At 71.0% G+C, this 11,330-nt stretch carries 11 protein-coding genes; 2 read left to right on the top strand and 9 right to left on the bottom strand.

Going from position 1 to position 11,330, the window contains the following annotated elements; all coding sequences use genetic code 11:
• Positions 1 to 295: 295 nt before the first annotated feature.
• On the top strand, positions 296 to 1,297 hold the full coding sequence (locus ACIBQ1_RS52145) for an AI-2E family transporter (RefSeq protein WP_397289782.1): 1,002 nt from the start codon (positions 296 to 298) through the stop codon (positions 1,295 to 1,297).
• On the opposite strand, the gene ACIBQ1_RS52140 is transcribed toward ACIBQ1_RS52145, so the two are convergent.
• The 8 genes from ACIBQ1_RS52140 to ACIBQ1_RS52105 form a co-directional block, all read right to left on the bottom strand.
• Positions 1,283 to 2,059 carry a DUF6597 domain-containing transcriptional factor gene (locus ACIBQ1_RS52140; RefSeq protein ID WP_397289780.1) on the bottom strand — a complete coding sequence of 259 codons (777 nt, stop codon included), beginning with the start codon at positions 2,057 to 2,059 and terminating at the stop codon, positions 1,283 to 1,285. The two genes, ACIBQ1_RS52145 and ACIBQ1_RS52140, sit on opposite strands and share 15 nt — an antisense overlap.
• A gap of 91 nt (positions 2,060 to 2,150) precedes the next feature.
• On the bottom strand, positions 2,151 to 3,008 hold the full coding sequence (locus ACIBQ1_RS52135; protein WP_397289778.1) for a hypothetical protein: 858 nt from the start codon (positions 3,006 to 3,008) through the stop codon (positions 2,151 to 2,153).
• 53 nt (positions 3,009 to 3,061) lie between these two features.
• On the bottom strand, positions 3,062 to 4,258 hold the full coding sequence (locus tag ACIBQ1_RS52130) for an ABC transporter permease (protein ID WP_397289776.1): 1,197 nt from the start codon (positions 4,256 to 4,258) through the stop codon (positions 3,062 to 3,064).
• On the bottom strand, positions 4,255 to 4,917 hold the full coding sequence (locus ACIBQ1_RS52125; protein ID WP_397289792.1) for an ABC transporter ATP-binding protein: 663 nt from the start codon (positions 4,915 to 4,917) through the stop codon (positions 4,255 to 4,257). Before ACIBQ1_RS52125 ends, ACIBQ1_RS52130 begins: the two co-directional genes overlap by 4 nt.
• Positions 4,917 to 6,008 carry a peptidoglycan-binding protein gene (locus ACIBQ1_RS52120; protein ID WP_397289774.1) on the bottom strand — a complete coding sequence of 364 codons (1,092 nt, stop codon included), beginning with the start codon at positions 6,006 to 6,008 and terminating at the stop codon, positions 4,917 to 4,919. The genes ACIBQ1_RS52125 and ACIBQ1_RS52120 overlap by 1 nt, the downstream gene beginning before the upstream one ends.
• Positions 6,005 to 6,529 (bottom strand): hypothetical protein, encoded by a 525-nt coding sequence (locus ACIBQ1_RS52115; protein WP_397289772.1) that lies wholly within the window; start codon positions 6,527 to 6,529, stop codon positions 6,005 to 6,007. The genes ACIBQ1_RS52120 and ACIBQ1_RS52115 overlap by 4 nt, the downstream gene beginning before the upstream one ends.
• Before the next feature lie 24 nt (positions 6,530 to 6,553).
• The gene (locus ACIBQ1_RS52110; protein ID WP_397289770.1) at positions 6,554 to 7,978 is read right to left on the bottom strand and encodes an ATP-binding protein; all 1,425 of its coding nucleotides are present in this window, start codon (positions 7,976 to 7,978) and stop codon (positions 6,554 to 6,556) included.
• On the bottom strand, positions 7,975 to 8,652 hold the full coding sequence (locus ACIBQ1_RS52105; protein WP_397289768.1) for a response regulator transcription factor: 678 nt from the start codon (positions 8,650 to 8,652) through the stop codon (positions 7,975 to 7,977). Before ACIBQ1_RS52105 ends, ACIBQ1_RS52110 begins: the two co-directional genes overlap by 4 nt.
• Before the next feature lie 263 nt (positions 8,653 to 8,915).
• Between ACIBQ1_RS52105 and erm the strand changes: the two genes are divergently transcribed.
• The gene (gene erm / locus ACIBQ1_RS52100; RefSeq protein ID WP_397289766.1) at positions 8,916 to 9,752 is read left to right on the top strand and encodes an ErmE/ErmH/ErmO/ErmR family 23S rRNA (adenine(2058)-N(6))-methyltransferase; all 837 of its coding nucleotides are present in this window, start codon (positions 8,916 to 8,918) and stop codon (positions 9,750 to 9,752) included.
• Here the strand turns inward: erm and ACIBQ1_RS52095 are convergent.
• Positions 9,741 to 11,135: a hypothetical protein gene (locus tag ACIBQ1_RS52095; protein WP_397289764.1), complete on the bottom strand. Its 1,395-nt coding sequence runs from the start codon at positions 11,133 to 11,135 to the stop codon at positions 9,741 to 9,743. The genes erm and ACIBQ1_RS52095 overlap by 12 nt on opposite strands.
• Positions 11,136 to 11,330 lie beyond the last annotated feature (195 nt).

Raw genomic sequence — 11,330 nt, 5'->3', positions numbered from 1 at the left:
CGTTCAAGTTCCTGTCAAATTGACCGGACTTGCTCGACTTGCGGAAATTAAGACCCGCCCCGTTTCCGGGACAACCCCTCTAACTTACCAGCCCACAGAACCAGACGCGTACGTCTCGCACCGGAGTGGAAGGGAGGTCGCCCCCGAGTGAGATCGACGATCAAGCGCCGCCCTCGCGGGACTGGTGAACTCTATGTACGCCTCCGGGAACCGTCAAATCGATGATGCGCGCGTCCGCCAGGGGTACGTACCGTCCGTGCGAGAGCAACCGGCGCCAAGGGCGCTCATCATCCTGGTGGGCATCGCGGCCGCCGTGATCGTCCTCTACGGGATCCGCGAGGTCGCGTCGATCGCCGGCCCCATCGTGCTGGCCCTGGTGCTCGTCATCGCCGTCTCCCCGGTGCGTCGCAGGCTCGCCGCCTGGCGCGCGCCCACCTGGCTCCAGGTCGCGGTGCCGTTCCTCATCGTGGTGCTCGTGCTCCTCGGCATGGTCGGCATCCTGGTCATCGCGGCCGCCCAGCTCGCCGCGCTGCTGCCCTCCTACACCTCCGAGTTCCAGCGGCTGCTCACCGACGCGCAGCACTGGGCGAGCGCGCACGGCGTCAGCGGCGACGTGCTGAACAAGGGGCTGGCCGCGTTCGACCCCGGCAAGATCGTGGAATTCGCGCAGGCTCTGCTCGGCAGCGTGATCGCCATTCTGTCGTCGATGTTTCTCATCGTCGTTCTGCTGCTGGCGATGTGTCTGGACGCGCCGGTGACCGCGAGAATTCTCGCCTCCGGCGCGGGCGACGGGAAGCAGATCGTCCCCGCGCTGGCCACGTTCGCGCACAAAACGCGGCGCTATCTGATTGTCTCGACCGTCTTCGGCATCATTTACGCGGTGCTCGACGTGATCGCCCTGTCGCTGCTGGACGTGCCGCTCCCGCTGCTCTGGGGCGTGCTGGCGCTCATCACCAATTACATCCCCAACATCGGTTTCATCATCGGCCTGCTGCCGCCCGCCATGCTCGCGTTGCTGGAGGGCGGGGTGCAGAAAATGTTGCTCGTCGTCGCCGCGTACACCGTGACCAATGTCGTCACGCAATCGTTCATCCTCCCCAAATTCCTGGGGGACGCCGTTGGACTGACGACGACGATGACGTTTCTTTCGCTGATCGTGTGGACTTTCGTGTTGGGACCCCTGGGGGCCCTTCTCGCCATTCCGCTCAGCCTGCTGGCGCGGGCGTTGTTCATCGACAGCGATCCGGCCGCCGGGTGGGCGCGGACGCTGGTGTCGGGCAAGCTACCCCGCGGGTGAGAGCAGGTGGCGCATGGACACCCCGCTCAGCCGCTTGACGTCGTGTGACAGGTGCGCCTGGTCCGCGTAGCCCGCCGTGACCGCCACCTCCGCCAGCGGGACGCCCGCGCGGGCCAGGGTCAGCGCACGCTGGAAGCGGACGATCCGCTGGAGGGTCTTGGGCGAGTAGCCGAACGTGACCAGGCTGCGGCGGTGCAGGTGGCGCTCGCTGAACCCCAGGTCCCACGCCACCTCGCCGACCGTGCGGCCCTTCCTGAGCGCGCCGGCGATGGCGGCGCCCGCGGGATCGGCGGGGGCCCCGTGGGCCAGACGATCCCTGACCGCCGCGAGCATCGCGTCGAGCCGCCGGGAGGACACGGCGTCCGCGACACGCGGCGACGGGGCCCCAGCCGGCGAAAGATCGGACGCCTGAAGCCCGGACAACGGGACCCCAGCCGGCGGGACGCGCTGGTCGCGCAGCATCTGGAACGGGAGGTCGGACAGCCGGACGCGCTGGTCGCGCAGCTCCTGGAGCGGGACGCCGAAGAGGTCGCCCACCGCCCCAGGTCTGAAGCGGACTCCCACGAACGTGTCGCCGGAGGCCATCGAGGTCGGCATGGGCCCGGTGTCCGGACCGGCCACGAACGGCCCCTCCGGCCCCCAGATCAGGTCGACGCAGGCGTCGGGCACCACAAGCTGTGTGACGTCGGCCTCGCTGACCTGATGCCACACGCAGGCGAGGCGGCCCGCGAGGTCGGCAGTCGGAGGCCGTTCCACGTACATGCCCCCAACGTACTCCGCCCCACCGACAGACCCACCGGCAGACCCACCGGCAGACCCACCGGCAGACCCACCGGCAGTGACAGGCTCTCTGTCAGAAGCCCGGCAGCCTCCCGTACGCCCGCAGCGTGTTGAGCCGTCCCACGGTGAGGTAGCCGCCCCATTCGTGCTCCACCACCGGCGTCCACATCGGCCAGTTCCCGCTCCAGCCCCCGTCGTCGGACTGCGCGCGGATCAGGGCGTCGAGGTGGGCGTCCAGGACGTCCTCCGTGAACATCGGGAGCCGCAGCGGCGAGGACGCGAAGTCCAGGGGGAAGTGCGCGTCCCCGGGCGCGCCGGGATCGAAGGAGACGGTCGCGAGCAGGGCGTCACGCAACCGTGCGAACTCCGCCTCCGCGCGGGAGCGGTCCGGCACCAGGTCCAGGAAGGTCACGGCGGCACGGGCCTCGTACGGGCTGGTCTCGGTGAGGGCGGCGATCCGCGACCAGCAGAAGTCGGTGGCGGCGGCGAGCCAGGGATGCGTGCTGCCGTGCTTGTGCAGCAGCCCCGCGATCGACGCGGTGGGGATGAGGTTCCCCGGCGGGTCGTCGGGGGTCTCCCACCACGGGGCCCGGGGCGTGTCGCGGACGGACGGCAGCACGAACGGCACGCCGCCGTCGGGCGTGCTGACGGCGGTCAGGTAGTCGCAGGCGGCGGCCACCATCGGCGAGTCGAACGCGTCCAGCTCGTCCAGGATCCAGAAGGCCACCTCGACGGGCTCCGGCTGGCTGCCCGCGCCGCGCAGGTCGGGTTCGAGCGCGTTGCCGAAGCCGCCGTCGGCGTTCTGGTAGCAGCGCAGCACGTCGAGCACCGGTTCGCGGGGCCCGTCCCGGAACAGCGCCGCGAACCGCAACCTGTCGATCAAGCGGCCGTGGAGGTGCAAATATCTCTCTGCTCGGTCGATCACATCCATGACGGCGAAGCTACTCCTTCCCGGGGGCCGTCTCTTGTCGAAATCGGACAAGCTCACGGAGTGGCCAGGGCCTCCGTCGGCGACATCCGCGCGGCCCGCACGGCCGGGTAGAAGCCCGCCACGCCGCCGATGACCAGCGTGGCGAGGACGCCGCCGAGCATGGCCCAGACCGGCACGATCGCCGGCCAGCTCTGGAAACCCGCGTACGCCGCCGTGACTCCGATGCCGAGCAGCACGCCGCCCACTCCGCCGACGGCCGACAGCAGCAGCGACTCGGCGAGGAACTGCACCCTGATCTGGCCGCGCGTGGCCCCGAGGGAGCGGCGCAGGCCGATCTCGGCGCGTCGCTCCAGCACCGAGATGACCATGGTGTTGGCCACGCCCACGCCGCCGACCAGCAGGGCGACGCCGCCGAGGCCGAGCAGGAGCGCGTTCAGCGTGGCGTCGGTGGCCTGTTTGGCGGCCAGCACGTCCGACGGCCTCGACACCTCGACCTCGTTGGGCGTCTCCGGGTTCGCGGTGGCGGCCAGCACGTCGCGGACGGCGGCGACGTGCTGCTCCTGCGCCCTGGTGTAGATCGTGGTCGCGTACCCGTCGAAGCCGAGCCGTTCTTCCGCGACCGGCCAGCCGACCAGCGCGGCCGTGTCGAGCTCGGGGGCCAGTGGCGCGGGCGCGAGCACGCCCACGACGGTGAACCACTGCCCGCCCAGCCACACCCGCTGGTCGGGACCGGCCTGGACGACGCCGAGCCGGTCGGCCGCCTTGGCGCCGAGCACGGTGGCCGGGTAGCGGTGGGTGGCCTCGTTCAGCCAGGCGCCGCTGACGACGGTGGCGCCGACGTCCTCGATGAGGTCGAGCCGGGCGGCGGTGACGGAGACGCTGCCGGTCTGGGCCTCGGGGATGTGGTCGTTGCGGTAGACCTTGGCGGCGGTGGTGCCGGTCGCGGTGACGGCGGTGACCGGGCCGATCTGGCCGATCCTGCCCTCCGACTCGGCGGGCAGGTGGGACCTCTCGCCGAACAGGGTCTGGCCGGGCGAGACGGTGAGCAGGTTCGTGCCCAGCGCTTCGAGCTGCCGGTTGAGGTTCTCCTGGCTGGAGGCGGAGATCCCGACGACGCCGAGCATGGCGGCGATGCCGATGGCGATGCCGAGCGCCGACAGGAACACCCGCAGCGGCCTGGCCCGCAGCCCCGCCCCGCCGACCCTGATCACGTCACGCGGCCGCATCCGGGCCGCCACCAGCATGCTCATGTCCGAACTCCATCGACCACTCGACCGTCCAGCATCTCGATCTGCCTGGGCAGAGAGGACGCGATGTCGCGGTCGTGGGTGATGACGACCACGGTGGTGCCGCCCGCGTTCAGCTCGCGCAGCAGCTCCATCACGCCCGCTCCCGAGCGGGAGTCGAGGTTGCCGGTGGGCTCGTCGGCCAGCAGCAGCCGCGGCTCGCCGACCACGGCGCGGGCGATGGCCACGCGCTGGCGCTCGCCGCCGGACAGCTCGTGCGGGCGGTGGCCGAGCCGGTGTCCGAGGCCGACGCGTTCGAGGGCGCCGTACGCGCGCAGCCGCCGCTCCCGCAGGGACGGGCCCGCGTACAGGAGGCCGTCGGCCACGTTGTCCAGCGCGGAGACCCCGGCGGCCAGGTGGAACTGCTGGAAGACGAAGCCGATGACGTTCGCGCGCAGCGCGGAGAGCTGCCTGTCGGTGAGCGAGCCCACGTCGTGCCCCGCGATGCGGACCAGGCCGCCGGACGGGCGGTCGAGGGTGCCGATCATGTTGAGCATGGTCGACTTGCCCGAGCCGGACGGGCCGACGATGCCGGCGAGCTCGCCGTGCTCGATGCCCATCGAGACCCCCCGGAGCGCGGCCACGTCGCCGTAGTCCTTGCTCACGTCGTGCAGTTCGACGATCACTTGGGCACCGCCACGGTCGTGCCCTCCTGGACGCCGGTGACCTCGACCTGGCCGTCGGCGAACATGCCGGTCTCCACCGCCGCGTAGCGGGTGGCCCGGCCCTCGACGACCTGTACGCCGTAGCCGCCCTCGGTCAGCGCGAACAGCGCGCCGACAGGCACGGCCAGGACGTCCTCGCGCTGCTCCGAGACGATCGTGACGTCCACGGGGGCGGCGTCGTACGACTTCTTCAGCCCGCGCACCGACACCTTGACCTCGACCGTGGTGGTCGTGTCGTTGCCGGTGCCGGTCTCGCTGGCGACCTTGCCCACACCGGTGATCCGGCCGCTCGTCTCGGTGCCGTCGGGCAGTTCGACGGTGGCCTTCATGTCCTTTCTGACCAGGTGTTCGTCGGCCACGTCGAGGTTGACGAGCACCTGGCGGGTGGTGCCGGTGGCGGTCAGCACGGGGCCGCTCGCGCTGTCGCCGAGCGCCTTCTTCAGGTCGGCGACCCGGATGGGGCCGTCGGCGATCACGACGTCGCCCGGCAGCACCTTGCCGGTGACGTCGAGCCCGAGGTCGTCCTGCCAGTCCTCGACCACCTCCCTGGTGGCCCAGGTGAACTCGCGGTCGACGTCGAAGCCGGTGTAGCCGAGCTTCTTGAGGTTGCGTTCGAGCAGCTCCACGTCCTTGCCCTCGACGCCGTCCTCCAGGGTGCGGTAGAGGGGCATGGTCCCGTACAGGAGGGGGCGGCGGTCAGCGTCCACGCTGTAGACGCCGTGGCCGCGGGTGATCGTGGCGCCCTCGCCGGGGAGCCAGGTGATCGTGCCCTGGGACTTGCTGGTGACGGTCAGGGTGTCGCCGTAGCCGAGGGTGCCGTCCACGGTCCTGGTCTCGGTGAGGGTCGTGCGGGTCACCTTGGCGGTGGCCGGGGGCGTACGGGTGGCGGCGGCCGTACCGGCGCCGTCTCCGCCGAAGCCCACCGCGGCCGCGGCGACGGCGGCGGCGAGCAGCGCGGCGCCGCCCGTCCACGCCAGCGCCCGCAGGGGGCGGCGACGGCGTGGCGGCAACGCGCGTGCGGCCGCCGCGGGCTCCTTGACCTGCGTCACTTCCGCTCCCCCAGCTTCGGGAACTTCTTGCCGCAGACCTCGAAGGCCTTCTTGAACGTGGGGTCGTTCCGGTCCAGCTTCAGCGCGGTGTCGCTGGAGAAGCTGCCGTCGGGGTTGGGGTCGGGCCAGTCCACGCCGTTCTCGCGCATGCACCTGGCCAGCTCGCGGAGCTGGTCGACCTGCTCCGGGTCGAGGTTCTTGCGGTCCTTGAACGGGGCGTAGGCCTGGCAGGCCGCGACGGCGTCCGTGACCTTCTTCTTGTCGGCGTTCTCACCGATCGCCTGGAGGCCGCCGCCCCCGTCCGGGTCGGGGTCCTCCATGGGGATCCCGTGGTCGCGCATGCACTGCGCGAACTTCCTGCCCTGTTCCTGCGGGTCCGTCGTGCCGGTCGGGGCGGCGCTCGCGGAGGGCTTCGCGGAGGAGTCCACGGCCACGGAGGCGACTCCCGTGCCGCCCTGCTGGCTGCCGCAGCCGACGGCGAACGCGGCCAGCAACGCGGTCGCGATGAGTGTCCTTGTCATGCCTCCGAATGTGCCGAGCGCCGTTCAAAGCGGGCTGGGAGCCGCCTCGGAGCCAGGTAGGAGAACGCGGAACGTCGCGCCCTCGCCCGGCGCGGTGTCCACCTCGACGCTGCCCCCGTGGGCGCGGACGATGGCGAAGACGATGGCCAGGCCGAGCCCGGCGCCGCCGTCGGCCCTGGATCTGCCCTGGCCGACGCGGTAGAGGCGGTCGAACAGGTGCGGCACGTGCTCGGGCGGCACGCCGGGCCCGGTGTCGGACACCTCCAGCACGGCCAGGCCGTCCGATCCGCCGACCTTGACGGTGACGGACGCGTCGGGGGGCGTGTGGCAGAGCGCGTTGCCGACGAGGTTGGCGGCCACCTGGCGCAGGCGGGCGTCGTCGCCCGTGACCGTCACGGGTGCGAGGGGGCCGTCGAGGGCGGCGAGCCTGACCTGCCGGTCCGGCGCGCGTACGCGGGCGTCGCGGATCGTGTCGGCGGCCACCTCCAGCAGGTCCACGGGCCGCCGCTCGATCGGGCGCTCCTCGTCGAGCTGGGCCAGCGTGAGCAGGTCGTTGACCAGCACGCCCATCCTGGCGGCCTCGTCCTCGATCCTGTGCATCGCCTCTCCGGCGTCGCCGCCCCTGCGGTGCAGCTCGGCGAAGCCGCGCACGGAGGTGAGCGGGGTGCGCAGCTCGTGGGAGGCGTCGGCGAGGAAGCGTCGCATGCGGGCCTCGGAGTCGGTCCTGGCGGCGATCTCGGACTGGAGGCGGTCGAGCATGACGTTCATGGCGCGGGCCAGGCGGCCGGGCTCGGTGTGCGGGTCGCCGGCGGGCACCCGGCGGTCGAAGTCCCCGCGGGCGATGTGACCGACCGTGGCCTCCATCCTGGTCAGCGGGCGCAGGCCGAGGCGTACCAGGGCGCCGGCGGCCAGGCCGACCAGGAGCAGCACGAACGCGCCGACCGCGACGAAGATGGCGATGGCGGAGGTCTGGGTCTGCTCGACCTCGGCGAGCGACTGGGCGAAGACCAGGATGCTGCCGTCGGACCCCTTCACGGCGCGCACGCGCCAGGAGGGCCCCGAGGTGCCCGGCGCGGTGTAGTTCTCGCCGATCCTGCCCTCGTCGACGACGGGGCCGGGTTGGTCGGCGGCGCCGCCGAACCTGTACTGCAGCGTGCCGTCTGAGCCGAACACCATGATCTGCTGGATGGCGGCGACCCGCTTGGTGAGCACGTCGGAGACGACGTCGTTCATCGGGGACGCCGTCAGCGTCCGGATCGACCCGAAGAGCTGGCCGTTCTTGATCGTGGCCATCTTGGTGAGCTGTTCGAGCTGCTTGTCCACCCGGTCCGTCAGGCTGCCGCGCAGCAGTACGACGCCCGCCACGGTGGAGAGCACCAGGCCGAGCGTGGCGACCCCGAGCACGGCCATGACCAGGCGGGTGCGCAGGGTCCAGGTGGCGGGCCTCACCTCGGGGTCCTCAGCGTGTAGCCGACGCCGCGCACGGTGTGGATGAGCTGCGGCTCCCACTTGTCGATCTTCTTGCGCAGGTAGTAGACGTACGACTCGACGATGCTGGAGTCTCCGTCGAAGTCGTAGTGCCAGACGCTGTCGAGGATCTGCGCCTTGCTCACCACCCTGCCGGCGTTGGTGAGGAGATATTCGAGGAGGTTGAACTCGGTGGGCGACAGGTCCACCGGCACGCCGGCGCGGGACACCTGGTGGGCCGCGGGGTCCAGCTCCAGGTCGGCGTAGCGGAGCACGTCGTTGCGGGGGGTCGAGCGGCTGCGGCGCAGGATGGCCCGGATGCGCAGCACCACCTCCTCCAGGCTGAACGGCTTGGCCACGTAGTCGTCGGCGCCCAGCGTGAGGCCCTGGACGCGGTCCTCGACCCGGTCGCGGGCGGTCAGGAACAGCACGGGGATGCGCTCGCCCAGCCGCCTGGCGACCTCGAACCCGTCGAAGTCCTCCAGCATCACGTCGAGCACCACGATGTCGGGGTCGAACTCCCTGGCGGCCGTCACCGCCTCCGCACCCGTCTCCGCGGTCCTGACCTCGAACGACACCAGCCGCAACGTCTGGGAGAGCAGGGCGCGGATGTTCGGCTCGTCGTCCACGACGAGCACCCTGGCCGGTCGGTCCATGACTAAAGGTCTACCCGAGCCACTTCAAAGCGGGCTCAAAGCGCGCACGGCGCCCCCGATTTAATTCCGTTGCCCGGACGGCGGGCCACTGCCTACTCTGGCCGGCATGACATGCATGTTCACCTGCCAGGTTTTCATTCGCATCCGCCGCGGCCGGGCTCTGGCCCGCTAGCGGACGCGATCACCTGAGGCTGTAGCGTCCGCACGCGAGCCCAGGGCCCTTCGAGACCTGTCAATCTCGAGGACCCGAAAGGGCGAGTGCTGTGGCGCAGAATTTCGCGCACGGAAACTATTCGCATACTCAGCGTAAAGCCAGGAATGGCGGCGGCGGTCGCACGCCCAAAGACCGGTCGAGGCGTACGCTCTCGCAGAATTTCCTGACCGACAGGCATGCCCTCGATCTGATGGTCAAGGCCGCCGCGCCCGAAGGGCTCGTGCTGGAGCCCGGCGCCGGGGAGGGTGTGCTCACCTTCGCCCTCGCCGATGCGGGCGCGCGGGTCGTCGGCTACGAGATCGACCCGATGCTCGCCGGGCGGCTGGCCGCCCGTACGCGCAGCGATCCCAGGATCAGTGTGGTCAGGGGCGACTTCACGGCCGCGCGGGCGCCCCGCGAGCCGTTCGCGGTCGTGGGCAACATCCCGTACTCGATCACGTCGAAGATCGTGGACTGGTGCCTGCGGGCACCGGAGCTGACCTCGGCGACGCTGCTCACCCAGCGGGAGTACGCCCGCAAGCGCTCGGGCGACTACGGCCGCTGGAGCCTGGTCACGGTGGAGTCGTGGCCGTGGTTCCACTGGCGGCTCGGCGACACGATCGGCAGGGACAGCTTCCGGCCCGTCCCGTCCGTCGACTCGGCGATCCTGCGCGTCCAGCGCAGGCCCGTGCCGCTCGCGCCCGGGCTCGTTCATGGGCGCCGCTCCTACCAGGAGCTGGTCGAGCTGGGCTTCGGCGGCGTCGGCGGCTCGGTGCGCGCCTCGCTGAGAACCCGTCACCAGGGGGTGGACGCCGCTCTGGAGGCGGCGGGCGTGGCCCGCGACACCGTCGTGGCCCACGTCCACCCCGACCAGTGGATCATCCTGTGGGAGCGCCTATGCGGGTGACTTGACCCTGGCCCGGTCCGAAGGGCCGGCCAGGGGAGCCAGTCCTGGGGCCGTGGCCGCGACGCGGCGGCCCCAGGGCATGGCCAGCGCCAGGATGGGCAGCAGCACGATCGACGCGCGCGACCAGTCCTGGTGCAGGTACCACCAGCTGTTGACGTCGAACTGCGTCATGTAGAGGTAGCCGTATCCGGACCAGATCGACACGCCCACGATGGCCGGCCAGGCGAACCTGGTGGGCCTGGCGACCAGGAACGGCATGAACCACAGCAGGTACTGGGCACCGAGCCGGGGCGTCACGACCATGAAGACGAGCAGGATGGCCGTGGTCATGTCGACCGGGTCGGCGCGCCGCCAGTAGAGCACGGCGGCGATGACGCACAGGTAGATCAGGTTCGTGCCGAACGAGGCCAGCTCGGGCCGCAGCGCCCAGTCGCCGCCGGTGAACCAGGGGGTCCAGCCCCACTCGCCGACGATGGGCCGGATGTCGCGGATGGTGTTGATGACCGCGGGGATCTGGTTGAGGGACGTGCCCGCGAAGACCGGCAGCGTGACCAGGAAGAACAGCGGCACGACGCCGGTGGTGAACAGCGCGGCGACCCGGGAGCGCAGGTTGGGCAGGAGCAGCAGCATGCCGGGGATCAGCCAGATCGGCCAGCTCTTCGCGCACAGCGCCAGGCCCATCAGCACCCCGGCCAGCGCGCCCCGCTTGAGGTCGATCCGGTCGTCGGGGCCCGGCAGCAGGGCGCGGTGCAGCATGCCGCCCCGGCCGATCACGCGCGGGATCGAGGAGCGCACGCCGTACGCGGCCACGCCGGCGCGCACCCGGGCGACCACGTCCGTCGCGATGCCGGGACGCTCCATCGCGCCGGGGCCGCGGGCGACCACGAACGCCGCCACGCCGAACACGAGCGCGACCGGCTCGACCTGGCCATGGATGGCGGCGATCATCAGGGCGAGAGGGTTGAGCGCGTACTGGAGTGCCCGCAGCGACGCCTTGGGGCCGCCGGCCAGCTTGGCCACCAGCGGGATCAGCGCGATGTCGGCGACCACGGTGACCAGGCGCCCGGCGTACTCCCACGGGATGCCGAGCCACAGCAGGATCCCGTACACGTAGGGGATGGTCGGCAGGAAGTGCCAGCCGCCCTCGCTGGCCAGCACCGGGTCCTGGCCGCGCAGCACGGCCTCGCCCGCGGGCTTGAAGCTCTCCATGAAGTCGACGGGTTGCCACGAATCGATGGCCGACGTGTACATGATCAGCAGGCGCACGGCCACGCCGACGACGATGGCGACGACGAGCGGTGGTCGCCAATCCCGCCATTGGGCGACGAGAGCGAGCACGATACCGGCGGCGAGGACTATCCCCGTGAGAACTGCGTAATCCATGGCGGCCTCTAGCCTGCCGCAACACCGGCAGTGCTGCCACCAGGGCTTCCAATTCTTATCCCCGACATGCCGATACGTATGGCGATAGAGCATCACCCTCTGTGTTGAACTTTTTCCATGGGGGGATCGCAGGTCAACCAGGCACTGGTCAGGCTCTATTTCGAAGTGCGGGACGGGGTCCGTGACCCGGTTGCC

The sequence above is a fragment of the Nonomuraea sp. NPDC050153 genome (genome assembly GCF_044460125.1).
Classification (GTDB): Bacteria; Actinomycetota; Actinomycetes; order Streptosporangiales; family Streptosporangiaceae; genus Nonomuraea.
The sequence above is the reverse complement of the archived record's forward strand: the minus strand, read 5'-3'. Positions and strand labels throughout refer to the sequence as shown.

Excerpts from the sequence above, each read along its gene's own strand:
- ACIBQ1_RS52140 (WP_397289780.1), bottom strand. The coding sequence starts at position 2,059 with ATGTACGTGGAACGGCCTCCGACTGCCGACCTCGCGGGCCGCCTCGCC.
- ACIBQ1_RS52135 (WP_397289778.1), bottom strand. The coding sequence starts at position 3,008 with ATGGATGTGATCGACCGAGCAGAGAGATATTTGCACCTCCACGGCCGC.
- ACIBQ1_RS52130 (WP_397289776.1), bottom strand. The coding sequence starts at position 4,258 with ATGAGCATGCTGGTGGCGGCCCGGATGCGGCCGCGTGACGTGATCAGG.
- ACIBQ1_RS52115 (WP_397289772.1), bottom strand. The coding sequence starts at position 6,529 with ATGACAAGGACACTCATCGCGACCGCGTTGCTGGCCGCGTTCGCCGTC.
- ACIBQ1_RS52105 (WP_397289768.1), bottom strand. The coding sequence starts at position 8,652 with ATGGACCGACCGGCCAGGGTGCTCGTCGTGGACGACGAGCCGAACATC.
- ACIBQ1_RS52095 (WP_397289764.1), bottom strand. The coding sequence starts at position 11,135 with ATGGATTACGCAGTTCTCACGGGGATAGTCCTCGCCGCCGGTATCGTG.